32 protein-coding genes are annotated in these 23532 nt (G+C 42.1%); 27 read left to right on the top strand and 5 right to left on the bottom strand.

Translation table 11 applies throughout. The features are described 5' to 3' along the window. Positions 1–363 precede the first annotated feature (363 nt). Both putA and H5114_RS11120 read left to right on the top strand, forming a co-directional pair. Positions 364–4197, top strand: a complete 3834-nt coding sequence (gene putA / locus H5114_RS11125; protein WP_182722948.1) for a bifunctional proline dehydrogenase/L-glutamate gamma-semialdehyde dehydrogenase PutA — start codon at positions 364–366, stop codon at positions 4195–4197. Positions 4198–4573: 376 nt separating this feature from the next. Beyond that, positions 4574–4822: a DUF2171 domain-containing protein gene (locus H5114_RS11120; RefSeq protein ID WP_182722947.1), complete on the top strand. Its 249-nt coding sequence runs from the start codon at positions 4574–4576 to the stop codon at positions 4820–4822. A 438-nt stretch (positions 4823–5260) separates the two neighbouring features. On the opposite strand, the gene H5114_RS11115 is transcribed toward H5114_RS11120, so the two are convergent. After that, positions 5261–5530, bottom strand: a complete 270-nt coding sequence (locus H5114_RS11115) for a hypothetical protein (protein WP_182722946.1) — start codon at positions 5528–5530, stop codon at positions 5261–5263. 264 nt (positions 5531–5794) lie between these two features. Between H5114_RS11115 and H5114_RS11110 the strand changes: the two genes are divergently transcribed. The 21 genes from H5114_RS11110 to H5114_RS11010 all read left to right on the top strand — a co-directional run bounded on the left by H5114_RS11110 (position 5795) and on the right by H5114_RS11010 (position 16520). Beyond that, positions 5795–6037 (top strand): hypothetical protein, encoded by a 243-nt coding sequence (locus tag H5114_RS11110; protein WP_182722945.1) that lies wholly within the window; start codon positions 5795–5797, stop codon positions 6035–6037. Positions 6038–6040: 3 nt separating this feature from the next. Then, positions 6041–6640: a hypothetical protein gene (locus H5114_RS11105; RefSeq protein ID WP_182722944.1), complete on the top strand. Its 600-nt coding sequence runs from the start codon at positions 6041–6043 to the stop codon at positions 6638–6640. A gap of 578 nt (positions 6641–7218) precedes the next feature. Then, a complete protein-coding gene (locus H5114_RS11100; protein ID WP_182722943.1) occupies positions 7219–7440 on the top strand; it encodes a hypothetical protein in 222 nt (73 codons plus the stop codon). Next, entirely contained in the window at positions 7440–7706 is a 267-nt protein-coding gene (locus H5114_RS11095; RefSeq protein ID WP_182722942.1) for a hypothetical protein, read from the top strand. The genes H5114_RS11100 and H5114_RS11095 overlap by 1 nt, the downstream gene beginning before the upstream one ends. Beyond that, entirely contained in the window at positions 7687–8100 is a 414-nt protein-coding gene (locus H5114_RS11090) for a hypothetical protein (protein WP_182722941.1), read from the top strand. The genes H5114_RS11095 and H5114_RS11090 overlap by 20 nt, the downstream gene beginning before the upstream one ends. Positions 8101–8111: 11 nt before the next feature. Beyond that, positions 8112–8642, top strand: coding sequence for a hypothetical protein (locus tag H5114_RS11085; protein WP_182722940.1), 531 nt, complete (start codon positions 8112–8114; stop codon positions 8640–8642). Further along, positions 8632–8844, top strand: coding sequence for a hypothetical protein (locus H5114_RS11080; protein ID WP_182722939.1), 213 nt, complete (start codon positions 8632–8634; stop codon positions 8842–8844). Before H5114_RS11085 ends, H5114_RS11080 begins: the two co-directional genes overlap by 11 nt. Beyond that, the gene (locus H5114_RS11075) at positions 8834–9523 is read left to right on the top strand and encodes a hypothetical protein (RefSeq protein WP_182722938.1); all 690 of its coding nucleotides are present in this window, start codon (positions 8834–8836) and stop codon (positions 9521–9523) included. Before H5114_RS11080 ends, H5114_RS11075 begins: the two co-directional genes overlap by 11 nt. A gap of 294 nt (positions 9524–9817) precedes the next feature. Continuing rightward, positions 9818–10651: a major capsid protein P2 gene (locus H5114_RS11070; RefSeq protein ID WP_182722937.1), complete on the top strand. Its 834-nt coding sequence runs from the start codon at positions 9818–9820 to the stop codon at positions 10649–10651. Between the two features lie 11 nt (positions 10652–10662). Further along, positions 10663–11019: a hypothetical protein gene (locus H5114_RS11065; RefSeq protein ID WP_182722936.1), complete on the top strand. Its 357-nt coding sequence runs from the start codon at positions 10663–10665 to the stop codon at positions 11017–11019. A 98-nt stretch (positions 11020–11117) separates the two neighbouring features. After that, on the top strand, positions 11118–11303 hold the full coding sequence (locus H5114_RS11060) for a hypothetical protein (RefSeq protein ID WP_182722935.1): 186 nt from the start codon (positions 11118–11120) through the stop codon (positions 11301–11303). Then, positions 11246–11638: a hypothetical protein gene (locus H5114_RS11055; RefSeq protein ID WP_259395279.1), complete on the top strand. Its 393-nt coding sequence runs from the start codon at positions 11246–11248 to the stop codon at positions 11636–11638. The genes H5114_RS11060 and H5114_RS11055 overlap by 58 nt, the downstream gene beginning before the upstream one ends. After that, positions 11639–12439 (top strand): hypothetical protein, encoded by an 801-nt coding sequence (locus tag H5114_RS11050; protein WP_182722934.1) that lies wholly within the window; start codon positions 11639–11641, stop codon positions 12437–12439. 3 nt (positions 12440–12442) lie between these two features. After that, entirely contained in the window at positions 12443–14014 is a 1572-nt protein-coding gene (locus H5114_RS11045; protein WP_182722933.1) for a hypothetical protein, read from the top strand. A gap of 83 nt (positions 14015–14097) precedes the next feature. Then, positions 14098–14664 (top strand): hypothetical protein, encoded by a 567-nt coding sequence (locus H5114_RS11040; protein WP_182722932.1) that lies wholly within the window; start codon positions 14098–14100, stop codon positions 14662–14664. Continuing rightward, positions 14618–15010 carry a hypothetical protein gene (locus H5114_RS11035; protein WP_182722931.1) on the top strand — a complete coding sequence of 131 codons (393 nt, stop codon included), beginning with the start codon at positions 14618–14620 and terminating at the stop codon, positions 15008–15010. The genes H5114_RS11040 and H5114_RS11035 overlap by 47 nt, the downstream gene beginning before the upstream one ends. After that, positions 15010–15240, top strand: coding sequence for a hypothetical protein (locus H5114_RS11030; RefSeq protein ID WP_182722930.1), 231 nt, complete (start codon positions 15010–15012; stop codon positions 15238–15240). The genes H5114_RS11035 and H5114_RS11030 overlap by 1 nt, the downstream gene beginning before the upstream one ends. A 2-nt stretch (positions 15241–15242) precedes the next feature. Next, entirely contained in the window at positions 15243–15458 is a 216-nt protein-coding gene (locus H5114_RS11025; protein ID WP_182722929.1) for a hypothetical protein, read from the top strand. Beyond that, positions 15436–15579 carry a hypothetical protein gene (locus H5114_RS11020; protein WP_182722928.1) on the top strand — a complete coding sequence of 48 codons (144 nt, stop codon included), beginning with the start codon at positions 15436–15438 and terminating at the stop codon, positions 15577–15579. The genes H5114_RS11025 and H5114_RS11020 overlap by 23 nt, the downstream gene beginning before the upstream one ends. 96 nt (positions 15580–15675) lie before the next feature. Then, positions 15676–16155, top strand: coding sequence for a hypothetical protein (locus H5114_RS11015; RefSeq protein WP_182722927.1), 480 nt, complete (start codon positions 15676–15678; stop codon positions 16153–16155). Continuing rightward, entirely contained in the window at positions 16140–16520 is a 381-nt protein-coding gene (locus H5114_RS11010; protein ID WP_182722926.1) for a type II toxin-antitoxin system YafO family toxin, read from the top strand. Before H5114_RS11015 ends, H5114_RS11010 begins: the two co-directional genes overlap by 16 nt. A gap of 23 nt (positions 16521–16543) precedes the next feature. On the opposite strand, the gene H5114_RS11005 is transcribed toward H5114_RS11010, so the two are convergent. The 4 genes from H5114_RS11005 to H5114_RS10990 form a co-directional block, all read right to left on the bottom strand. Then, complete coding sequence (locus tag H5114_RS11005; RefSeq protein WP_182722925.1) at positions 16544–16960, bottom strand: hypothetical protein; 417 nt, start codon at positions 16958–16960, stop codon at positions 16544–16546. Positions 16961–17388: 428 nt separating this feature from the next. After that, positions 17389–18696: a site-specific integrase gene (locus H5114_RS11000; RefSeq protein WP_182722924.1), complete on the bottom strand. Its 1308-nt coding sequence runs from the start codon at positions 18694–18696 to the stop codon at positions 17389–17391. Between the two features lie 139 nt (positions 18697–18835). After that, on the bottom strand, positions 18836–19093 hold the full coding sequence (locus H5114_RS10995) for a hypothetical protein (RefSeq protein ID WP_182722978.1): 258 nt from the start codon (positions 19091–19093) through the stop codon (positions 18836–18838). Positions 19094–19541: 448 nt separating this feature from the next. Further along, positions 19542–19994: a hypothetical protein gene (locus tag H5114_RS10990; protein WP_182722923.1), complete on the bottom strand. Its 453-nt coding sequence runs from the start codon at positions 19992–19994 to the stop codon at positions 19542–19544. A gap of 270 nt (positions 19995–20264) precedes the next feature. On the opposite strand from H5114_RS10990, the gene ccoN reads away from it, so the two are divergent. The 4 genes from ccoN to ccoP are packed head-to-tail and all read left to right on the top strand — an operon-like array spanning position 20265 to position 23491. Beyond that, the gene (ccoN, locus tag H5114_RS10985) at positions 20265–21692 is read left to right on the top strand and encodes a cytochrome-c oxidase, cbb3-type subunit I (RefSeq protein WP_124014875.1); all 1428 of its coding nucleotides are present in this window, start codon (positions 20265–20267) and stop codon (positions 21690–21692) included. Positions 21693–21704: 12 nt separating this feature from the next. After that, the gene (ccoO, locus tag H5114_RS10980; RefSeq protein ID WP_124014874.1) at positions 21705–22331 is read left to right on the top strand and encodes a cytochrome-c oxidase, cbb3-type subunit II; all 627 of its coding nucleotides are present in this window, start codon (positions 21705–21707) and stop codon (positions 22329–22331) included. A gap of 9 nt (positions 22332–22340) precedes the next feature. Beyond that, complete coding sequence (locus tag H5114_RS10975) at positions 22341–22517, top strand: cbb3-type cytochrome c oxidase subunit 3 (protein WP_124014873.1); 177 nt, start codon at positions 22341–22343, stop codon at positions 22515–22517. Positions 22518–22522: 5 nt separating this feature from the next. Beyond that, positions 22523–23491 carry a cytochrome-c oxidase, cbb3-type subunit III gene (gene ccoP / locus H5114_RS10970; RefSeq protein ID WP_124014872.1) on the top strand — a complete coding sequence of 323 codons (969 nt, stop codon included), beginning with the start codon at positions 22523–22525 and terminating at the stop codon, positions 23489–23491. Positions 23492–23532: the final 41 nt, after the last annotated feature.

Genomic DNA, 23532 nt, shown 5'->3' with positions numbered 1-23532 from the left:
ATTTGGCAACAACGGCGAATTCACATCAAGCCATATAGATAATGCGACATTTCAACAAATCTAAGCCGAATTTATCGGTTTTATGACCTTAACTTGGTGTGACTCTGCAATAAAACTCCGCGACGTTAGCAAAAAAATGACAGGTTATTCACAGTGTTCAGATTTTTTAACATTTTGAATAAAAACATTAAAATCGAAAATAAAGCCACTATCAAGCGTATTCTCGAAAGTACGCTAACGCGCAGAGTCTAAAACTAAAGATCAGTATAATTTACTCGTTAGTCATCAAATCTTAGGTATCACTTAGATATCAAATGTCTCTAGTCATTGCAAAATACAATTTATTAATATTGAGGTGAGCACATGCTTTTTAATAATTCGAATATCTCGGACTCTCCTATCCGTCAGAAAATTCGCGAGTTCTATCGTATTGATGAAAGTGTTGCGGTAGAGCATATTTTACCGTTAGCAAAGGTTAACCCTGAAGCTGCCAGCAGAGCGTGGGAAAAAGCCCGTAAAATATCACTAAAAATACGTAGAGATGAGTCAGGAAACGGTGCTGTAGATGCCTTACTCGCAGAATACACATTATCCAGTGAAGAAGGTGTGGTGTTGATGTGTTTGGCCGAGGCCTTATTGCGTGTACCAGACAAACACACTCAAGATGCCCTAATTAGCGACAAAATTTCTCAAGGTGAGTGGCGAAGTCATTTGGGCAGCAGTGATTCACTGTTCGTTAATGCCTCATCCTGGGGACTATTAGTTACCGGCACTATGGTTGATTATGCTGATGAGCGCGAAAAAGATAGTTTTGATTTATTGAAAAAGATTATTGGTCGTTTAGGAGAGCCTGTCATTCGTAAAGCAATGAACTATGCCATGCAAATTATGGGTGAGCAGTTTGTTATGGGCGAAACGATTCAAGCTGCAACAGAGCATGCTACCAAACAAGATCGGCAAGGCTTCGTATATTCTTACGATATGCTAGGTGAGGGTGCTCGCACCATGGATGATGCGGATAAATATTTTAAAGCTTATCAAGTTGCTATAGATACTATTGGCGCGGTTTCACTCGCGTCAGGTAAGGACGATCCTCGCAGGGTTCCTGGTATCTCAGTTAAGCTTTCTGCTATCCATCCTCGTTACGAATTTGCGCAAAAACAACGGGTAATGACTGAAGCTGTGCCCAAGCTTAAAGCGCTTTGTTTGCAAGCTAAAAAATACAACATTGGTTTAACGGTTGATGCGGAAGAATCTGAGCGATTAGATTTATCCCTTGATGTTATTGAGGCGGTATTTAGTGATGACGATTTAGCGGGTTGGAATGGCTTTTCTATGGCGCTGCAAGCTTATCAAAAGCGGGCTATTTTTATCCTTGATTGGTTGCATGAGTTAACCGTTCGTGTTGGCCGGACAATGATGGTGCGTTTAGTTAAAGGTGCTTATTGGGATACTCAGATTAAAAACACTCAAAAAGGCGGCTATCAGCATTTTCCGGTATTCACTCGCAAGGCTTCTACTGATGTTTCTTACCTCGCCTGTGCGAAAAAATTACTAGAATATAGAGATACTCTCTATCCACAGTTTGCGACACATAATGCTTATACTGTGGCGACTATTCTTGAACTGGCGGGCAATGACAAAACAAGTTTTGAATTTCAATGTCTATATGGCATGGGTGGTTCTTTATATGATCAAGTTGTTGCCAGTGAAAATGTTCAATGTCGCGTTTATGCACCGGTTGGTCCTCATAAAGAGCTACTCGCCTATTTAGTCCGTCGTTTGTTAGAAAATGGCGCTAACTCTTCTTTTGTTAATGCCATTATTGATGAGTCTCAACCGGTCGAATCGTTACTTGAAGACCCAGTTGAAAAAATGACTCGCTTAACAGACAAATATAACGGCCAGATAATCAAACCTATTGCGTTATACCATGATGAAAATGGTGTGGGTCGAGATAATTCCAAGGGCCTAGATTTAACCGACATCAATATGCTTACCCCGTTAAAAACATCACTAGATAACTGGGTTGAAGCTAACCAGTTCTGTGAGAGTGATATCCCAGAAGGGGCTGTAGCCATTAGAAACCCAGCAAAGCAAAGTGAAATCATTGGTTTCCAGCGACATCATAGCAAAGATGACATGCTCGCGATGATAGATACGGCTCAAACGGCGTTTGCCTCATGGTCACAAAAGCCTGTATCGGAGCGTGCAGCCTTATTATGCAGTATCGGCGATATTCTCGAACATCATAGGGACGAGCTCATAGCCTTATGCATCAAGGAAGCGGGAAAAACGACTCAAGATGGTATTGATGAAGTCAGAGAGGCTGTTGATTTTTGTCGTTATTATGCACAACAAGCGATTGAACTTGCAGAAGATGATCGTTTAGAAGCCCGAGGTGTGGTGTTATGTATCAGCCCTTGGAACTTCCCGTTAGCGATATTCATAGGCCAAGTAACTGCAGCCATTGCTACTGGTAATACGGTGTTGGCAAAACCCGCCCAGCAAACAAGTTTAATTGCATTACGCGCTATTGAACTCATGACATCTGCTGGACTACCTCACGGGGTTGTACAAGCGGTTATTGCCAAGGGGAGTGAAGTAGGCAGTATTATTATTCCTAATGCACATATTCAAACGGTTATTTTTACGGGTTCAATTAAAACAGCGACTATGATTTCGCAAACGTTGGCTGATAGAGACGGCGCAAAAGTGCCTCTCATTGCTGAAACGGGCGGTCAAAACTGCATGATAGTTGACTCCACAGCTTTGCCAGAGCAAGTAGTTGATGATGTTATTTCTTCAGGATTTCAGTCTGCAGGTCAGCGTTGCTCTGCGCTCAGGGTGTTATTTTTGCAAGAAGATATTGCTGATACGATTATTACAATGCTTAAAGGCGCATTAGCAGAATTGCATGTGGGTAATCCAGAAAAACTGAGCACTGATGTGGGGCCTGTCATTGATCAAAAAGCGCTAGAATCACTCAATGCTCACAGTGATTATATGAAAACTCATGGTCAACTATTGTATCAATGTGCGATATCTAATGAAGAAAATGAAATAGCACAAAACGAAGATTTCTTTTTTGCACCGCGACTTTATGAAATAGACAATATTAGCGTGCTCAAGCATGAAGTCTTTGGTCCCTGTGTGCATATTATTCGTTTTAAAGGCGATGAAATAGAAAAAGTCATTGATGATATTAATGATACCGGTTTTGGTTTAACTATGGGTATACATACCCGGATTGAACAGCGAGCCATTCGTTTGGCGACACTATCGCGTGCAGGTAATGTATATATAAATCGTAATATGATTGGCGCTATTGTCGGGGTGCAACCTTTTGGGGGGCGTGGCCTTTCAGGTACAGGGCCAAAAGCGGGTGGCCCCTATTATTTAACGCGTTTAGTGAAAGAGAAAGCCACTCCCGATGCCGATAAATTTAACTTATTGCCTTCGCAAGTCGATGCCTTAGTGAGCGATGCGGGATCAAAAGCAGAAGCAGAATTATTGATGGATAGGGCGGATGTAGCAGAAAAAATCTGGCGCATGACCGAGTTAAATCAGCGTATTGCTTTTGTTCGTCAAATGTTAGTCGAAATGGCTAATATCGATAGTATTGATGATTTAGCCGATGACTTAAATCGTACTTTGACAGCCGCTAATTCACAATTAGTGGCTGTTGAAAAACATCTGCAAAAGCCAACAACACTTCCAGGTCCAACAGGTGAGTCTAATATTCTCTATTTAGAAAACCGCGGTAATATCATCTGCTTTGCTGATAAAAATGTAACTTTCCATTTTTGGATGCTCTCTATCGTAACGGCTTTGGCAACCGGAAATACCGTTATCTCGGTGGTTTCTGATTTATTTTATGATCAAGCGCTAGCCATTAGAGATAAGTTCGTTACAGCAGGTGCTGATGAGAATGTTTTTCAAGTTACTCGGTTAGGTCATTTAACCACTTTGTTGGCACATCCGGCGTTATCAGGAGTTGTTGTTGATAGTCATTGTGACCGAAAACATTATATCAGTGACAGACTAGCCGAGCGTCAAGGCGCAATTTTACCGGTTATTAGTTCAGAGTATTTTGATAATCTCATTCAACGTTTATTAACAGAAAAAACCGTTAGCATTGATACAACCGCTTCTGGTGGTAATACGTCGTTGATGACTTTAGATGAAGAAAACTAACTATTTTAGAATGTTATGGTTAAACAAACATTCTGAATATTTATAATTTCATCAACTGAAACGTTGATGAAATTATTCACTTTAGTGGCAATCGATAAAATTAAAACGACCTAACAGGCAAACTAAAACGATAGACGAATAGATGTATTATTCGAGTTGACCATCAATGGTAACAGAGGATTTAGATATGCAGTCTGTTCGTTGTCGAACAGACTGCATTTGGTTTTATCGGTATGATTTTACTGTGCGATTAGGAACATTAAGTAACCAATTATTGCAGTTAAAGTCAAAGACAATCCCGATTAGTTAAGCTTGTCAGATTACTGATTGCACATTTATAAATAGAAGGGCTTGTACTGAGCCCTGAGGAGAAACTATGATTCAAACCAACCAAATTCAACCTGATATGCCTGTTGTCTGTTCCGAAGATGGTCAATTTGCTACTGTAGATCATATGGAGGGCACCGACACCCTCAAGCTGAAAAAAGATGATAGCGGTCAACACCATTACATTCCGCTGAGCTGGGTAACTTCAATTGAGGGCGATAAAGTTAAAATCGATCGTCCAGGAGACCAGGCTATGCAGGAATGGTCTCAAACTCCGCCAACAGCTACAGGACACTAAAGTCTTGTTGTACCGCTAAACAGAGATGGCATGCACTCATGCCATCTTAAGACCAGAGCGGGAAGTACTGAATTTATTTCCCGCCATCACATTTCCCCAAAAACTCACACCAAAATCATAGACATCAAAAACAGCGTTAGTCGAGTTCGTACAGATTTTACGTAGGCGCGGATTACAGGAATGTCAGGAACATTTTTCTCTTTGGCATTATTTTCTGCAACCAGAATAGCTAGATCTCACGTGAAATTTGAATCTCAGTTTTCCTGATATCAATGAAAAATGGCTCTAGGCCAATAGTGGTGTAGGCTAGAGCAATTCAAATTTCAGTGGGATCAAGTTTCAATCTCAATGTCGAATATCACAAAACAGTATTTGATTACCTTACACAAATACTCTATTTAACATAATATACAGCATACGAACAAAAAAAGCCTCAAATCAAGAGGCGAGTTCTTCATAAGCTTTTGAAATATCAGGTTCTTTTATCTTTGCAGCCATAGTCGCAAAGTGAGACTTTATTTTGTCATCCCCTGCTAAATCTGCAATCTTTTTTAACACTTCATCTGAGGGGAATTTGTTCGTTTCCCTCCATCTTATGAATTGACCTAGGGAAACATCAGTAATCCCTATTTTTAGCGCGGCTTGTCGAATGCTTCCGCGCTCGGATGCACGGGCGATTGCGCGCGATAAAAGCTCATCGTAATGCATTGTTATAAATCCATGTTTTGTAGTCACGTAGGTATATTAGCACCTGTCTCAAAATGAGACAAATATGATGGATTATTGAACATGAACGTGAACTGAACGTCTTGCATATAAACTGGTTAGTTTGTATCGTCTCCCCGTCAGCGTTTTGTAGTCACATTGCTAAATGCTGGTTAATAAAATGGGTTGTCTCGGTGATAGGGCGGTGTGCACAGCCGCCCTTTCATTTTAACGGGACTGCACACAACACCAGGGACAGACACCATTATGCAAATCACTATTAGCTCACCAAAACAGTTTTATAGACTCGCTCATCAAGCTAGTGAGTCATTTAGTCCAAGCGTCACCAATCCTTATTTTAAAAATCAAATTGACACCTATCTTGATATGGCGGCCTGGTATTTAGACCGCAATCAAATCAAAAGCGCTCGTGATGCCTTTGAAATCGTTTGTGTATATCAGCGATTAATCATGCAGTCGTACCAACACAGCGGCAAGTTTGAGGCGTAGTCAGTGAAAGAGACTACGCCAACTAAAAAACGTTTTGAGCGCCCCTTTGCGGCGCTCAATCGTGATCGTTGGAAAACCTATCTCGCTAATCCATCGGGGCAAGTTGCATTGCTAACCCCGTGCGGCCGTGCCACACAAAAGCGCTTTTTACGTGATATTGCGCTAGTGATGGACACATTAGTCAGCAATATGTGCCTACGCACTCGTAAAGTTGGTGTAATAGCGCGAAATGGCTTTTTTCTCTACACATGGGAAAAGATAGCAAAAGAGTGCAATCTACCGCTTTGGAGAGTGAAACAGTGCGCAGCACGGATAATAGAAAATGGCTGGCTTGAGTCAACGCAACCAAGAGGCCTAACAATAACGAACGGTAAACCTGCTTATGTGTGTTTAGCGTCAATTAAACGGATCACGCTTAAATACATAACTGCTGCAGGATTGAAAAAAGCATTCACAGAAGCACACGCCGCGGCTAAAAAATCCGTTATGAAGCTATCAATACGCTATAATAAGCCGGTCAAATATTTACTCACTCCCATAACGTTACTTGCCAAATTTAAGCGTGTTAAAGCCGCTATACCGTCCCCACAACCACCAAATTAACCGAATAAAACCAAATTAAGCCGCTTAAATGCGGATTTTCACGATCCGAAATTACCAAATTTGGTTAAATAACCATCAATTTAACTAAGTTGTATTAGATTTATCTACTGAACGACCAGGCATAGAACCAAACCGAACCCAAACAGATAGACCGAATCCCAACCAAGCTGTGGATAAGGTTGTGCATAAGCTGTGATTTAGCGAAATAACTACTCCGAGTATATACACCGAACATTTATACATCATAGTCATTCTTCCTAGTGTCTTTATTACATAAAGAGAGAGAGTCTTATTAATGCTTTACCCCTCGCAAGCTTGGGGATAAAGCATTAATTTGATGATGCCTGTCCATTTCCTAGCTGCGCTAGGGGACAGTATCAAAGCGGTGCGCGTTGCTTGGTTTTGCCTCCGGCCGTCTGACTTCGTTTGTAAGCATGGCTTGGTGTCCCTGCGGGGCTTATCGCTTCGCGATGGCTTGGCAAGAAAGATAAATCAAATCGAAATTTGCACTTTTTTGGTTAACTGGTAGCCTATGTATTGAGACAACCCTCAACCAACCAAACGGTAGAGGGTACCAAATGCGTAAATTAAACAGACCAAACGTTAAAGTGTTACAAGCTCAGGCACAAAAACAAGCTCCAAGCCTGGACGATAGCATTGCAACCGAAACACCAACCGCAATCACTGAATCAGCGCCAGCTGAACCCGCTTTTAATTTCACCGGTCTTGATTATGAGACTGTGTTTGCTATCCATGAAGAAAGCGCCCGTTTACTTAACGAATGGGAGGCTGAATCATAATGGTAAAACCACCGCAAAAATTATCAGATCAGCTAAACGATATTTTAAGTCGTATGGCCGAGGCTGATAAAATTCCAGCTTATCGACTCGATGCTAAATCCAAAGTAATGCAAAACGCCGCTCAAGACGCGATAACCTTAACCGGTGCGATTATTGTCGAAGTTGAGAAACTCATGCACCAGGTTTTAATGTTGCAATCTGACGTTGAAGTTGGCCGGCAAGCACTCATAAAATCAGGGGTTATCGATGAAGAAAACCAATCCTGATATTGTCGGCAAGATGCGCTGTGATACCTGCTCAAGTGAGATGGAGGTTCGCCAGCGCTCAAACGGTAAAAAATTGCTGTATACCTATTGCCCTAAATGCAAAATGGATCAGCGTAGCGGTGAAGCTATTCAGGCATTTTGGCGGCAAAATATGGTTGCGCCAGATGCAGAGTTAGCCGCCCTGGTACCAGAACCCGCACCAACTAAACCAAACCCAACCGAAACCAACACCAAAGCCGATACCGAAAATCAGTTAGCTGATTGGGTACCGCCCGAAAATCTGCAACCAGACCAGGAACAAGATGAAACCAAATCTAGCAAGCTAGGTTGGTGGATTGGTGGCGGTGTGTGTCTTGTTTTGGCCGCGTTCGGTGTACGCGCTTCAATGAATTAACGGTGATTGATATGGAATTAGAAGAACAAGCTGAAAGTGTCCCAGTGTTTACCGATGGGATGGCAGCACAAACCAGCCAACAAAGCGCAACGGAAACGCTCGAAACGTCAAATGATGAGCTCGAGGAGTTTATTGGCCGCGCAGAAAGTCAAGAACGCGACAACAAGCCGGAAAAATCAGATGCAGTTGATAAAATCACGGTTGCAGCTGCTCGTGTGATGGTCACTAATGGCGCACAGGGGATCATGTATGTTTGTGGCCTTATTACTCGCACAAATGTTCAAGTTACCAGCACTGAGATTGATTTATTGTCTGAGGATTTAGCGCCGCTTATCGTCAAGTACGGTAAAGACTTTGAAAATATGCCGCCCTGGATGAAAGCGGTAATGAAATACCGCATTGAGATTATTGCCTTAAAAGGGGTGTGCTTGTTTGGCGTATCGGTTGTGTCGAACATCAAAGCGCAAAAACGCGCTCAGGCAAAAGAATTGGCCGAGGAAGAAAAAGCCAAAAAAGCCGAGGCGGTAAGCTATGACGAATAATCCCGATTTTACCAAAGACGTGCAATTTGATGTGTTATCGGGTTTTCTCTCCGGTTTAACGCTTAACGGTGCGCTGATTGATTTTGAACTTGAGTATGTCAACGGCACGTTAACGGTACTCATTGCCGGCGAACGGCGCAGCTATTCGCCAGAAGTGATCGCCCAAATACAGCGGGAGGTGATAAAAAATCATGGCCATTAATAAAAACAACCAACTGAAAGCACTTCATTGCTGTTACACGGCAGGGACGGGCGGCGGTAAGTCTGTTGCTGTGCAATATGCCGAAATGATGCCTAAATCGCCCTGTCTCGCGATTTTTGACCCTTATGGTGATTATGTTTACCAAACAGGCTCAAAGCTTGATATCGGCTTTGCAGGAAAGCGTGTGTATCACTATTCGAGCCGTAAAGCGTTTGCTATTGCCTTTTTTGATGCCTGGGGAACAAAAAGACCATTCCGAATTGCATACAAGCCGGCTAAACCGAGTCGAACTGAAATGCTGTGGTTCTGTGAATTGATGTGGCATGCCGCAGACGGAACACGCCGCCTTGATGTAGTGATTGAAGAGGTTGCCAAATGGTGTGATACCACGGGCAAAGAGCAAAGCGCCCTTGGTGAATGTTTAACCGGTGGCCGAAAATTTGGTTTAGTCATTCATACCGTGTTTCAGCGGTCGACCGAAGTACCGAAAACTGTGCTTAGTCAATCACCCTATAAGATCATCGGGATCCAAGAGGCTAAAGCCGATGCTAAACGCATGGCTGAAGAATGTTCGATAGAGATTGAACAAATCGCCGCCCTCGAACCGTTAACCTATATCAAAAAGTTACCAGGATGGGGCAATGTCGAACAGCTAGACTTGCGAAATGTGTTTAATTGATGTTACCGGTCACCAAATTAAAAGCCGCATTCAGCGGTTTTTTTATGTCCGATTATCACTAAATGCACCGAATTTTACCGAATACATGCCCCCATTGACCGAATCTAGCTGGTTATTTAACCAAACGTCTTGCTATTAATTCCACTGCATATTGCTCATATAACAGAGGCTTTTTAGCTATGAAAACACATGATTTTTACTTGCTAGGTGGTGCAGCACTCATTTCGGTTGTGCTGATTTATCTATCAAACAATAACGCGACAGTTCGTCGCTCAATCGGCTAAGGGGGCATTTATGGCACGTACAACCAAGCTATTACCCTCGTTTTCACTTGTTGCACCTGGCAGCACGGCAACGTTGCAATTACCACTGGGTCGCACATTTGACAAAATCCATGTTCAATACGCCGGTGTCACCCTGGCGCAGATGAAAAACATTCGCGTTGAAGTCAACGGAAAGGCCATTGTCGAATATCACTCAGCAGTTGAGTTAACCGACTTTAACAAACGCTTAGGTCACAATGTTGAAGCCGGTGTCATCGACTTTAATTTTAAACGTGATGAAATGAAAACCTTAGCCGAGGCGCGTTATTTCGGTTTAGGCACTGCCAGCTTTGACAGCCAAGGTAATCCATTCCCAGATCCAATCAATGGCGTTGTTATCAAGATGGACATTGACGCAGCCGCAGCAGCTCCAACGTTGACAGCGACCGCAATTTTGTCGAATGCCGCCCCAATCGGCATGATCACCAAAGTGAAAAACATCCCAATTTCACTTAATCCAGGCATTAACCAGATTGATAAAATTTTACGTCCGGTCACCGGTTCAATTGCAGCGATTCACATTGTCACCGCCGCAGACATTGAAGAAATGGACGTTGAAATGGACTCAATCCGAGTTTATGAAGCCAAGACGCCACTTGCTGAAAAAATCCAGCGTGATCATGGCCGTGTGCCGCAGGCTGGCATTGTATCGGCTGATTTTGTGTTAGAAGGTGATCCAGCCCAGGCATTAACCATGGCCGGCTTACAAGATTTTCGCGTGTTAGTTCATGCTAATTCTGGCACAACACCTGGCACTCTGGCTTATGTGTTTGTTGAATACTTTGACGTATTCGCCGGTATTTAAGGGGGTGACCTATGGCACCAACTTCACGAAATAGCATTAACACGCCGCTAAATAATTTAGCGGTGTTACCTAAGCAAAATTCACCATTTACCGCTGATTGGCTAGGTGGATTCAATAGTCTGTTAACCAACGGTCTTGATTCTTACATGAAGTATGAACAGATCCAGACCATGAAAGACTATACAGGTCAAGGTCAGCGCGAACTGAACACAACCACCGAAACGGTCAATCCAAACAATAGCATCACTACGGCCAACGCTGCGCAAACACTGGCAGAAAAAGCTGCAATGGGGTTAAAAATTGGCACCGGTACATTGTTTGGAGCCGTTGCATTGATTGCCATTTTGTTTTGGCTATCGCGAAAGTAACCAGGGGGCGGCATGAAACAATTTTTCACAACTGTTGCCGCCGCTGTTACTGCAGGGCTGATTATTTACGTTATGACTAAACCAAAAGAGGTCGAATAATGGGACCAGAGGGCGGATTGTCAAACAGCAGCGCAGCAAGTAGCGGCACGGGCGACCAAGTTAATAATGCCGCATTTCAAGGCGGCAATGTCTCATTTGGAATGGGCAGCGGAGGCGGGGCGAATTCATGGCTATTGATAGCAGCATTAGCAGTAGCAGTGTTGATCATCTTAAAGAAAAAATAGCCGCAGCATGGCAAAAACTCGCGCCGGCCTTGGGTGATGATTTAGCAATAATTCAGCACGAAGTTAACCAGGGCAACGCGCAGTTAATCATGTGGGGTGATGGTGAATTTTACACAGTCACCCGTGGTGAGAAAGCGGCCAACGGTAATGAGTTAGTCATTGTCGCCGCCGCTGGCCGTAACTCAGCGCCTTATTTGGACAAAATACACGAGCAAGCCAAAGCACAGGGATTTTATAGCGTCAGACTTCACACAACGCGCCCGAATGCAATGCTCAGAATGGGTAAACGTTTCGGCTATAAACCAGCTGAAACCATTTTAAGGGCGGTATTATAAATGGGTTCATCTTCTCGAAGTGCCTCAACACAGGCAACAGAAAACAACTCGACAACGTTTGGCATTCAGGGCGCAAATAACGGCCTGATTTTGAATGGTAGCGGCAACACAGTAACAGACGGCGGTGCGTTTAAGCTTGTCGGGGATATCGTGGATGCATTACCTATCTTTTTCAGCCAGGGCGCCGGCATTATCAGCGACGGTTTTAACGCTGTCTCGGATTTCACCATGTCTAGTGAACGCCAGGGTGAAAATGTCATCAATGGTGCAGTGGATATTTTTAATCGCGGAACTGATGCAAATATTGAAATGATGCGCTTAGGCTCTGACACCCTGACTGAAACAGGCGATATTTTGAGAAGTGGCCTTGATGCTGCTTATGATTTTGGCTCAGATGCGATGCAAAATGTCAGCACCAACGCTGATATATCAATGCAATTAGGTCGTGATTTAGCCAGCGATTCAATGAATAACAATTACAAATTGTCAGAACTAATCACCGATGCAACATCAAAAGCGAACGACAACAACACCTTTTTATCTGGTCGCTCAATGGACAACAGCGCCTATTTAGCCGAAACACTGGCTAAAACAGCAATGGACAGTGGCAATGAGGCCAACAAACAAGCGACTAACCAGCTTATATCAGGGTTTGAGGATATGCTCAATTTTGCCGATGGGTATAGCCGTTCAGATGGTTCTCAGCTGGCAAAAGACAACAACAACACCATGTTGTTAATGGTTGGCGGTTTCGCCGTGGTGGTATTGGGCGCGGTGGTTATCGTGTCAAGGAGACATTAAAAAATGCTTTATAGAATGACGTTACAAGCGGGTCAATATAATAGCGTTAACGGGAAAGGCCGTTATTTTTATCTGTTAACCGCCGCTGACCAGGTACGGGTTAAATTTTTGGATAGAGCGACATCAACCGTCGATTTAACAACTGATTTACGCGAGGGCATGGCCGCTGAATTTCCGTTAACAATTGATGAATTTCAAATTGTCAGTGATACCGCGCAATATGTCGAATTTTGGCTATCAAATACCCGTCTAGATTATTCAAGATTAGCAGGCGGAGGTTCAGCCGCAAACGTTAACGGCGGGACAGTTTTCTGTCCAGCGGGGAAGACACTTGCTATACCTGCCGATTTTCGCCGCAAAGCGGTATCAATAAAAGTCAGTGATGTTTGTCAAATTGGCGGGCTAGATGTTGATTTGTTTAATGGGTTTACATTAGAACCAAACGAAAAAATCAAGGCAGACTCTCGCGGTGATATTTGGGTATATCGTGAGCCTGCAAAAGTAACAATTGCAGCAGGAGCAGTAGAAAAATCAGCGCCAAAATGGCAAGATTTTGTCACGCCACCAAGCGGGCTAGATTATGAAATTAACGCAATGAAAAAGCTATCGAATGGGATTTTAGTTGCACATAAAAATGAAGTACCGATATGGTCTGATGATGACGGTTTAACGTGGACTTCATGCCGCCGTCCAGATGATGTAAGGGTGTGGGGTTGTGTGTGGTTAGAGACTGACGAGGACGCCGTTTACGTTTCAGAGGATTTCGGCAGAATTTACAAGATAACAGACGGAAAAACGCTAGAGCATGTTGTAACTGTGCAGCAAAGCGTTTTAACAGATGGAACCCCAGTAGATAAGGGGCAGTATTTTGGCGTAGGCGATGCAGGCGGGAGCGTATCGGATGATGGGCAGACAATTGTATACGCCAGTTACAATTTAACGTTTGTCAGCTTTAATGGTGGCAATTCGTGGCGAGAACTGCCTATCGCACCAATAGAGCAGTGCCGAAATGCGTTTATTTCCCAAGATAGAAAAAAGGTGTTTTTAGCATTTGCGGACAGCTTATATTATTACGATTTGACCAAAGAAGACGGATGGTTTTTTTGCTTTGACAGGGTAGAACTAGGCAATCAAAACAGTATAGCGTTTGTGGGCGATAATGGGTTTTGTGTGGGTTACGATAGGGGCGCATCAAAGGTGTGCATATTATCATCAGGTGACGGCGGAGAAACGTGGTCAGTATTTGATAAACAGTTGCCAGAAACCTTGAATTATATCAGTCGAGTTATCGCCATTGGTGCGACAGTGATTTTTTCGGGGAAAAATGAAATCGGGGTAATCAGTGACTCGACAAAGTCGGCTGTAATAAGCTGGTATTCAAGCGGGATAGTGTTAGCGGAGCCAGAAAGTGACCACCCGACAGCAATACACTATGACAAAACAGACCAAACGATAAACGTATTTCAGGGTGGAGTAGGGATGACGCCGACAACAACGATTATCAGTTATCCGATCGAAGTGGCTGGCGGTTATCTTGATGGCGTGACCGTTTCTTGGTTGGCGGAAATTAACTAATGCGCGGCCTTGCGTTTGGCCTCGCTGTTATCGCCTCCCTGGGGGCTTGGGTGTTCGTTAGAGCATCCAGGCAACCAACTCAAATGCCTGTTACCAATTCCCATGTGCAGGGAACAACCGCGACAACCCAAACCCCGAGACAACCCGACTTCCTCAATTTTGATTTAAACAATCTGTTGTTCCCCTGGGACAACATGGAGCTAGTCATCATGCCAGAACAAAAACCTTATCCAGGCTTAGGCGGCACAATGGAGCCAACCAAGGGGGTCCGCAACAATAACCCGCTAAATGTAGAGTATAGCGCCAGTAATCCATGGAACGGTCAAACCGGCTCTGATGGGCGTTTTGCTACATTTAGCAGCGTTTTTTATGGTATTCGCGCCGCAGCTAAAACGATGAAAACCTATCGTGATAAATATGGGCTAAACACGGTTCGCGGTATTGTTAACCGTTGGGCACCGCCTAGCGACAATAACCCAACCGGCAACTATATCGACTTTGTAAGCCGTAAAGCTGGAGTTTCTCAAAGCCAGGTATTAACTCAATTAGATTATGTGCAAGTTGTCGCAGCAATGATCAGTTTTGAAAACGGATATAACCCTTATGACATCAACGAAATTAGTGCAGCAGTTAGCGCCGGCTTTAATTAAAGCCCAAAGCGCCGTTATAGCCGTAGCCGTCATTTATGGCCTGTACACGCTTAATAAAATGTATCGCGCCGGCGACAAGCTAGCAGAACAAGCCACGGCACCATTGGGGCAAGCCTGGTCTGATGTTGCAGCATGGGCGGGTGGTTATCAGCCGGTCGAACTGACGTCATTAGTCATTCAGCCCTGGTACTTGGACGACTATAACCGTATAAGTCAGGACGCCTGGAACGTGCTGTATAAAGCGCCTGAATATCAATCATTGCTCAATGCACTATTTGATGACCGTTTTCTAAAAACCAAATACACACACTTGATCGGGCGACCGATAACAAAAGGGGATCTCTAATGGAAAAGCTAAAAAATTACTTAACACAATGGTCAACCTGGCGCGGTATCGCGTTAATCGGTGCAGCTGTGGCCGGTATTCATCCAGATGCAGCCAACGCAGTTATCAACCTAGGTGATGCAGTGGTATCAGGGCAGGGGCTAGGCGTGGCAGCTGTTGGCGCTGTTGGTGCCTGGGAAGCGTTTCGCAATGAGCGAAAAAAAGAAGTAACCAAGGTTTGGCGGGGCTAAGTATGGATAAAAACGAGCTAATCAAAGGCGCTGGAGCCGGCGGCTTTGGTTTGGCCGTAGTGTTCTTATTGATGAACATACAAACGGCAATCAACGAGCAACGCCTCGAACTCAGTGAGCTAATAAACAATATTGACCGGCGCGTAACCATATTGGAAACCACTCACACGATTAAAGACAAGGAGATAGCGGCCTATGTTCAACGATCTACCCACTGACTTTGCTGTTGATGTACGAACGCCAGATCCTGTTGTGGTAAGACTGCAACCAAGTAACGAACTGATTGCCGTATTAGCGTTTTTGGTTGTCGTGCTTGCAGCTTGGGTAAAACGTAGATAATTAAAGCAAAATATTAATAGTGTTATTTCGTGAGTATAAATATTATACTTAACAGGTAATCGATAAGTGAAGTCTAAAGGTTAAATGAGACATCCTATGACAGCAGCTACAATTCATGACCATTTATTAGGTATTTTTTTACCGTTTTCTACTATGAAAGCGATAAAACAAAATGCCAAAAAAGCAAATGCTAAACGCAAACTTGATAAAGGAATAAAGTTGATCCTTGAAGGGTTGCAGCTTTCTTTAGAGGGTTTAAACGAATTTCTTGAAGACACAATAGAAACACTAATGAGAGAGCAATCTCCAAGTCTATCTGATGCTGACTTAGCTGAAGCAATTGAACTTTTAGATCAGATGAGCAGCTTTAAAGCTTTGCTTCAAGAAGAAGCTGGTTTTCCAAAATTATTAATCAACGAGTGCTCTAAGTGTATTGAACGATATAATATGTATCTTAATATTGAGCGTCAAATGCATGATAATTTGGCAGTACCAACAAAAATTGATATTGAAGAGTTACATAAGGTTATAAAAAAAGAGAAAAAGGAATTTGCTATAACATGGGTAGAGGCATAAAAGTTTTTAAAACCGAATGGCCTATTTGGAATACCCCTACAATAAAGCCAATCGTTGATCAATTTAAACAATACAAATTGAATCGTAATACACCTGTAACATTTGGTAGAGATGCGCCATTAGTTAGACCAAGTGACGCTAAATTTGCTGGTTTACATCATGTGCATTTAGGTAGCTTTAATGCAATAACTTACCAGTACAGTAGAACATCTGACGATTGGTTGATTTATGCAACAGGTTTTATAAATCATGATCACTTTCTCTTAATAGACATTTTAGCACCTGATGCTCACAATAAAGCCGAAAACATTGATTTGATGAACAGGTACATACAAATTGCAAATAAGTTCAGAGAAGAACATTAAAGCCGCATTCAGCGGCTTTTTTATTACTCTTGGCGTAGCTTCTTCACAAACTCAGGCTCACGATCACGCCAGGGTTTAAAATTTCTGGTCTGATTCATTACCTTAAAAGCGGTTGGATCACGTCCAAGCGTTTCGCACATCGAATCTAATTCCCATGCAGACAGCACAAAACCCGATTTAGTGATCAATCGGTCATTGAAGATAAAATAACCATTCCATGCTAAATTACAGGGTAAATAACCAGAAGCAGCAACGTCTAAAAGCCTCAAAGCGGTTTTATTGCCAGGTAAACCTGCTTTTATCCAACGGTAAGCCGTGGCCTTGTTCACATCAAAATAATCGCAAATCGATCTATAATCATTGTTGAAAAGGGTTAAAAACTTCTCTTTGTGGCTGTGTAAATACAAATAATTGTGGGCATTCTTAAAATTTCTGATCATTTTTTTATGTTCTCATTATAATATTTTCGTATAAATAAACGAAAAAAATAATCATAAGGTTATAATCATCAAAGCTAATAAAAGTTATGTTTTTGACGGTTATTAGAATAAAACAATATCAACGTGTCAAAACATACGATTAGACTATAAACACTATATATAATGGGGGGTTAACATTGGATTATGATAAATCGACTAAAGTCAATGGCTTGCGCATATCCTATTTAACATAATATACATTGTGCGCATACTTATGTGAGGTGATATATATGCGCACATTTGCAGTTATGTTCAATAACGAAACGAATCAACAGTATGTTTCATTTACATGGGCATTCTAATCAAAACCTAGCATACATATATCAATACTGTGTTTAACATCGTGCTGAGATTGCATACTTTAATTTTTTACGGTCTGTTCCTAGCAATTATTTAATCTCAGCGAGATGATTTAATGGTTTATTGAATGCACTTTGATGTCGTTCAGTTTGTGTGGTGTGCAAATACTGTGATGTTGTGTCGATGCTCTCATGACCAGCGTCGGCCTGGACATGTGATAATGGCCGCCGGTTGATATTGATATCATGGGTGATCCCAGTGTGACGAATATTATGAGCACTGAGTTTTCGCATAAGTTGACTGTCATGTTCAAAACCATCTTTAGCGGCATTGTCTGCAGCTAAGTTAATGAGCTTGTCTATTTCGTCTCGTATATGTCGAATACCAAGATTGGCGTTGATGACACCAGATTCTCGTCCGTGGGCTGCGGCTTTGTGCCTGACAAATATAGGATGTTGATCGTTGATATTGGGTAAATCGCTGAGCTTTAAATAACGTCGATAATCAACTAATCCAGCCAGCAAGGCTTTTGATATGGCAATATTACGGGCTTTGCCGCTTTTGGAAAATGGCACATGGAAATACCAAATACCAGAATGTGGATCTTGTCTGAACTGGCTCATGATGGGCGCATAACCTGCACGGGCACTGATTTCAGATATGCGTAAATAGCAGCTATATAATAGTGTAATGAGAAATAAACTGCGTTGATGTTGTTCCGGCTGAGTGCTGGCCAATTGGCTAACGGTGCTAATAACATAAGACCACTGTAACTCGGTAAATGCGTGATGATTATTGTCTTCATCGATAGTAAATTTACGTTTTATGGCAAACCGACTGTGTTTAAGCCATAACTGAGCTGGGTTTCGCTCGGTATATTCCTCGCTAATGAGATAGCCATAAAATGACGATAATATGGCAACTTTGGTCTTAAGTGCATTATCACTTAGTTGATATGGTAAACATTTCCCAAGTTGTTTTTTGCCTATAAATGGTCGCCATTGTGGGTTTGGTGACCGCTCTCCAGAGGCTTTATTGAGTTTAAATTGCGCAACATTAAAATACCCGATTAATGCTTTTGGTGGTGATTGGCAGTAATCGATGTATTTGGCAATGTCTTTTCGTGTGACTGATATAGGCGATAATGCCACAACATCGAAACACCAATGTAGAAACGTAGTTAATTCGCTACGATAGGCTTTATAGTTATTTTCAGACTGCTTTTGCTCAAATAACCAATCAGCACAATGCTCTATTATGAGTCCTGCATCAGCAACTTTTTCGATTGATATTTTGGTAATATATTGATTTATGTAAGCATTACCTTGAAGTACATACTCTGCCGCATCAAATAGTGGCAATACTGGCGGTAACTCATCACTTATGTTCTTTGGCATATTCTTAAATATAGGTTATTGATTACATTCGTTTATTATACTATTTTTTGCCTGATGCCGATAATGTTATTTATCGGCATCAATGATGATGATTTTTTAACGAAACAGATTTCAATTGTAGATTTTAATATGGGTCATTTTAATATGTGTTTACGGCAATATGCTGGTCTGATATCAGTTGTGAAAGACAATGATCTATGGGATTTAATCTAGTACACGCCTGATGGCATTGCTTATTGTGGCAAGATGTTCGTTTTTGACAGCTCCATAGACATAACTGCCAAACGGTTTGTTTACTTGCCTTATCTAAACATTGCAGGTCGGCAGCACATAAATGGCCTGCTTTGATTAATTGGGCCACTTTATCTGCATCAATAGAGACATTTAATCTGTTCATGTCTACCCCCTTCTCTTTAACTATATCTATTAAGCGCTTATTGTAACTAGCCACGTTGATTCTGGGCTCTGTCACGTTTACCCTCTTCCCTTCTCAGTTTGAAGATTGAGCGAGTTAGATTTATCATACATTAATGAGAATGATTATCAATTATGTTGTTAGTGTTAACGTCACTTCTGCGCGGTTTGTCACAATTTAGTTAACATAAATAGTTATGTTTCAACAATGTATGGTGAGTAGAAATGATTGGCTTGCATAAGAATGGGGTCAAAAAGGTTAATAATCACATTTTACAGCAGCGTTTGGCGGTGAAATATCACACTATTAATAAATATAGGAACAGAGGTTCAATCTCAGAACAAGAAAACGTCATTTTAGTATCGAGGTTTAAGTTACCTCTGCCCTAACCTGCAAAGGTATTGATATGCAGGATGATTAAACCATTGACCTACTGGTTATCGTTATCCGCTAAAAAGTCGTATATCAAGGTACGTGTTTGTTTTTGGTAATCAAATGAGATAAATACCCGCCAAACCATATAATTACTGCTGCATGAGCCAAAGATTAAAGAGCCTTGATAAGTATTGTCTTTAATTTCGGACAATGAAACGGGGATAATCCCCATAAACATATCGCGCCCTTCTATTCTCATTGAAATATTAGTGATCGCTTGATTGCTATTCAGCGTAACTATTAATGGTTTCTCGCTAGGAGTATTAACGGGATCAATCAGTAAACCAACTTGTAAGTCGGCTACTTTTTTGTAACATTCTCCAGCAGAAAATTGACATAAACTGGTATCAATTGCTAAATCATCCTTTTCTTGTGTTTTTGGTTTGTCACAGGCTACTAAAAACATTAAGAAAATGGTCAAAATAAAAATCTGGATAATTTTGTGCACAATTTTTAACCTTTTAGGCTGAGTTAGTAACATTATCTTCCAGAGCTTGATCTAGATCAACTTTGGTATATTTTGTGAAGTATCTTTTTTGACTTAGCTCAAGTATCATAACACCGCCTCATGCTAGAGAGAATTAACATGAGGTAACACCTTGACAAATGGCTTTAAAAATAGCTTTTAAAAGCTCAATTTATAACCTCCTGTCAATCTAACTGGTAAAGCTCGCTTTACTAAATATTAAAAGTATAAGTAATAAGCCGTGGAAGCATTATGATGAACCATTCCCAGTCTACAGGCGCTGATTACAATTACACTATTGTTCGCCAATTCGCATTAACCACAGTTTTGTGGGGAATCTTTGGTATGGCAGTAGGTGTATTTATTGCTGCTCAGTTAATCTGGCCGCAACTGAACTTCGACACACCTTGGTTAACGTTTAGTCGTTTACGACCTTTACATACCAATGCTGTGATATTCGCGTTCGGAACATCAGCTCTTTTCGCTACATCTTACTATGTTGTGCAACGCACTTGCCAAGTCCGTCTATTTGCGCCTAAATTGGCCGCATTTACGTTTTGGGGTTGGCAAGCCGTTATTATTGCAGCTGCTATCACTTTACCAATGGGGTTTACTCAAGGTAAAGAATATGCAGAATTAGAATGGCCTATCGATATCGCGATTACGATTATTTGGGTCAGCTATGCAATTGTTTTCTTTGGCACAATCGCTAAACGAACTACGTCCCATATTTATGTGGCTAACTGGTTCTTTGGTGCCTTTATCATTACTGTTGCAGTACTTCACATTGTTAACTCAATGGCAGTACCAGTAAGCTTATTTAAGTCTTACTCTCTGTACTCTGGTGCAGTCGATGCGATGGTTCAGTGGTGGTATGGTCATAATGCGGTAGGCTTCTTACTTACTGCTGGTTTCTTGGGGATGATGTATTACTTCGTGCCTAAGCAAGCTGGTCGCCCAGTTTATTCATATCGTTTATCAATTGTTCACTTTTGGGCATTGATTGCGTTATACATCTGGGCCGGTCCTCACCACTTACATTACACTGCCCTACCTGACTGGACTCAGTCATTAGGCATGGTAATGTCATTAATCCTATTCGCACCTTCTTGGGGCGGTATGATTAACGGTATTATGACCCTGTCTGGTGCGTGGCATAAGCTTCGTACAGACCCTGTATTACGTTTCTTAGTTGTTTCATTGTCTTTCTATGGTATGTCTACCTTCGAAGGCCCAATGATGGCAATCAAAACAGTTAATGCTTTATCTCATTATACTGACTGGACTATTGGTCACGTTCACTCTGGCGCGCTAGGCTGGGTTGCAATGGTGTCTATTGGTTCGTTATATCACTTAATCCCAATTCTTTTCGGTCATGGTCGTATGTACAGCATGAAGCTGGTTAACGTTCATTTCTGGTTAGCGACTATCGGTACTGTATTGTATATCGTCAGTATGTGGATTTCAGGTGTTATGCAAGGTCTTATGTGGCGTGCGGTTAACGCAGATGGAACTCTAACTTACAGTTTCGTCGAGAGTTTAGAAGCCTCTTACCCATTCTACTTTGTACGCTTTATTGGTGGTTGTTTCTTCTTATCCGGTATGTTGCTTATGGCCTATAACGTTATTCGTACCGTTAAAGCGTCTAAAGATTCATTACCTGCTATTGCAGAAGCTTAAGGAGCCGATTCGATGAAATTTAATCATGAATTAATTGAAAAGAATGTCGGTCTGCTTGCTATCTTCACCGTTATCGCCATTAGTTTTGGTGGTTTAGTGCAGATTACTCCGCTGATATTTCAAAAAGACACAACTGAACCAGTTGAAGGTCTGATTCCGTATACAGCTTTACAAATTGAAGGTCGTGACATTTATGTTCGTGAAGGTTGTTACAACTGTCACAGCCAAATGATCCGTCCTTTACGAGCTGAAACTGAGCGCTATGGTCACTACTCTGTTGCTGGTGAGTCTGTTTGGGATCATCCATTCCAGTGGGGCTCTAAGCGAACAGGTCCTGACTTAGCACGTGTTGGTGGGCGTTATAGCGACAGATGGCATGAAGTTCATTTAAACAATCCTCGTGACGTTGTACCGCAATCAAACATGCCTGGTTTCCCTTGGTTAGCTGAAAATGTGCTAGACGGTGAACTGACCGGTGACAAGATGACAATCCTGCGTAACCTGCATAAAGGCGGCTACAAAGGTAATGATCTTTACACTGATGAAGAAGTTGCTGGCGCTAAAAAAGCGGTTGAAGGCAAGACAGAAATGCAGGCGCTGATCGCTTATTTGCAATCTTTGGGTCACGCACTCAAATAGGAGGCAATAATGGATTACGGTACTTTTCAAGGTATTTTGACCATAATTGTTATGGTGACTTTTGTGGGGATATTTTTCTGGGCATACAGTAAGCACAGCAAGTCAAAATTTGACGAAGCGGCGAACTTAGTGTTTACAGAAGAAGAACTTGCAAAAATGTCGAAAGACTCGGGAGATCAGAAGTAATGATTATGAGTAACTTCTGGAGCATTTGGATTTCTGTACTGACGATTGTGGTCATTGCTGGTTGTTTTATCCTTCTTAAGGTAGTTAATAATAACTACACTGGTGTAGAAGAAGGTAAATCGATGGGCCACAGTTTTGATGGTATTGAAGAACTGAACAACCCACTACCAAAGTGGTGGGCGTACATGTTCTACTTAACCATCGTTTTCGGTGTGATCTATTTAGCTCTATATCCAGGCCTAGGAAACTATAAAGGTCTGTTTGGTTGGACAAGTTCTAACCAAAGTATTGGCACTGACAAAGGCATTAAAGCTGACTCAGCGGCAGCGATTGAAGCAGCAAAAAATGATAACCGTTTATCACAGTATGACCGAGAAGTGGCTCACGCTGACGAAAAATACGGTCCTATTTTTGCGGCTTACTTAGCGACTCCGTTAGAAGAGTTGGTAAAAGATCCTGAAGCATTAAAAGTGGGCGGACGTTTGTTTTTACAAAACTGTTCACAGTGTCATGGTTCTGATGCTCGCGGCTCTAAAGGCTTCCCGAATCTAACAGATGACGATTGGTTATATGGTGGCGATTTAGCCACTATTAAAACCACGTTAATGAATGGTCGTAACGGTATGATGCCGCCTAAAGGTGGTTTACCTATCGAAGACAGCGAGATTAAAGGTCTAGCTGAATACGTCATAAAACTATCTGGTGGTGAACATGACGAAGCGTTAGCAGCCCAAGGTCAAGGTTCATTCATGAAAGGTTGTTTTGCATGCCATGGTATGGATGCAAAAGGTAACAAGTTCATGGGCGCGCCCAACCTAACTGATAACATTTGGTTATATGGCGGAAGCCGTGGTGTGATTGCTGAATCTATCATTAATGGTCGTGCCGGTGTGATGCCAGCATGGAAAGACATTCTTGGTGAAGAGAAAGTTCACGTCATTACAGCTTACGTTTATAGCTTATCAAACAAATAGTTAGTTATAAGTAATATTAAGGCCTCGAGATTATCGAGGCC

The organism is Shewanella sp. SR43-8 (assembly GCF_014163775.1).
GTDB classification, from domain to species: Bacteria; Pseudomonadota; Gammaproteobacteria; order Enterobacterales; family Shewanellaceae; genus Shewanella; species Shewanella vesiculosa.
Note: the sequence above shows the minus strand (reverse complement) of the source record. Positions and strands in the feature narration are given on the sequence as shown.

Excerpts from the sequence above, each read along its gene's own strand:
- putA (WP_182722948.1), top strand. The coding sequence starts at position 364 with ATGCTTTTTAATAATTCGAATATCTCGGACTCTCCTATCCGTCAGAAA.
- H5114_RS11120 (WP_182722947.1), top strand. The coding sequence starts at position 4,574 with ATGATTCAAACCAACCAAATTCAACCTGATATGCCTGTTGTCTGTTCC.
- H5114_RS11115 (WP_182722946.1), bottom strand. The coding sequence starts at position 5,530 with ATGCATTACGATGAGCTTTTATCGCGCGCAATCGCCCGTGCATCCGAG.
- H5114_RS11110 (WP_182722945.1), top strand. The coding sequence starts at position 5,795 with ATGCAAATCACTATTAGCTCACCAAAACAGTTTTATAGACTCGCTCAT.
- H5114_RS11100 (WP_182722943.1), top strand. The coding sequence starts at position 7,219 with ATGCGTAAATTAAACAGACCAAACGTTAAAGTGTTACAAGCTCAGGCA.
- H5114_RS11095 (WP_182722942.1), top strand. The coding sequence starts at position 7,440 with ATGGTAAAACCACCGCAAAAATTATCAGATCAGCTAAACGATATTTTA.
- H5114_RS11090 (WP_182722941.1), top strand. The coding sequence starts at position 7,687 with ATGAAGAAAACCAATCCTGATATTGTCGGCAAGATGCGCTGTGATACC.
- H5114_RS11085 (WP_182722940.1), top strand. The coding sequence starts at position 8,112 with ATGGAATTAGAAGAACAAGCTGAAAGTGTCCCAGTGTTTACCGATGGG.
- H5114_RS11080 (WP_182722939.1), top strand. The coding sequence starts at position 8,632 with ATGACGAATAATCCCGATTTTACCAAAGACGTGCAATTTGATGTGTTA.
- H5114_RS11075 (WP_182722938.1), top strand. The coding sequence starts at position 8,834 with ATGGCCATTAATAAAAACAACCAACTGAAAGCACTTCATTGCTGTTAC.
- H5114_RS11070 (WP_182722937.1), top strand. The coding sequence starts at position 9,818 with ATGGCACGTACAACCAAGCTATTACCCTCGTTTTCACTTGTTGCACCT.
- H5114_RS11065 (WP_182722936.1), top strand. The coding sequence starts at position 10,663 with ATGGCACCAACTTCACGAAATAGCATTAACACGCCGCTAAATAATTTA.
- H5114_RS11060 (WP_182722935.1), top strand. The coding sequence starts at position 11,118 with ATGGGACCAGAGGGCGGATTGTCAAACAGCAGCGCAGCAAGTAGCGGC.
- H5114_RS11055 (WP_259395279.1), top strand. The coding sequence starts at position 11,246 with ATGGCTATTGATAGCAGCATTAGCAGTAGCAGTGTTGATCATCTTAAA.
- H5114_RS11050 (WP_182722934.1), top strand. The coding sequence starts at position 11,639 with ATGGGTTCATCTTCTCGAAGTGCCTCAACACAGGCAACAGAAAACAAC.
- H5114_RS11045 (WP_182722933.1), top strand. The coding sequence starts at position 12,443 with ATGCTTTATAGAATGACGTTACAAGCGGGTCAATATAATAGCGTTAAC.
- H5114_RS11040 (WP_182722932.1), top strand. The coding sequence starts at position 14,098 with ATGCCTGTTACCAATTCCCATGTGCAGGGAACAACCGCGACAACCCAA.
- H5114_RS11035 (WP_182722931.1), top strand. The coding sequence starts at position 14,618 with ATGACATCAACGAAATTAGTGCAGCAGTTAGCGCCGGCTTTAATTAAA.
- H5114_RS11030 (WP_182722930.1), top strand. The coding sequence starts at position 15,010 with ATGGAAAAGCTAAAAAATTACTTAACACAATGGTCAACCTGGCGCGGT.
- H5114_RS11025 (WP_182722929.1), top strand. The coding sequence starts at position 15,243 with ATGGATAAAAACGAGCTAATCAAAGGCGCTGGAGCCGGCGGCTTTGGT.
- H5114_RS11020 (WP_182722928.1), top strand. The coding sequence starts at position 15,436 with ATGTTCAACGATCTACCCACTGACTTTGCTGTTGATGTACGAACGCCA.
- H5114_RS11015 (WP_182722927.1), top strand. The coding sequence starts at position 15,676 with ATGACAGCAGCTACAATTCATGACCATTTATTAGGTATTTTTTTACCG.
- H5114_RS11010 (WP_182722926.1), top strand. The coding sequence starts at position 16,140 with ATGGGTAGAGGCATAAAAGTTTTTAAAACCGAATGGCCTATTTGGAAT.
- H5114_RS11005 (WP_182722925.1), bottom strand. The coding sequence starts at position 16,960 with ATGATCAGAAATTTTAAGAATGCCCACAATTATTTGTATTTACACAGC.
- H5114_RS11000 (WP_182722924.1), bottom strand. The coding sequence starts at position 18,696 with ATGCCAAAGAACATAAGTGATGAGTTACCGCCAGTATTGCCACTATTT.
- H5114_RS10995 (WP_182722978.1), bottom strand. The coding sequence starts at position 19,093 with ATGAACAGATTAAATGTCTCTATTGATGCAGATAAAGTGGCCCAATTA.
- ccoN (WP_124014875.1), top strand. The coding sequence starts at position 20,265 with ATGATGAACCATTCCCAGTCTACAGGCGCTGATTACAATTACACTATT.
- ccoO (WP_124014874.1), top strand. The coding sequence starts at position 21,705 with ATGAAATTTAATCATGAATTAATTGAAAAGAATGTCGGTCTGCTTGCT.
- H5114_RS10975 (WP_124014873.1), top strand. The coding sequence starts at position 22,341 with ATGGATTACGGTACTTTTCAAGGTATTTTGACCATAATTGTTATGGTG.
- ccoP (WP_124014872.1), top strand. The coding sequence starts at position 22,523 with ATGAGTAACTTCTGGAGCATTTGGATTTCTGTACTGACGATTGTGGTC.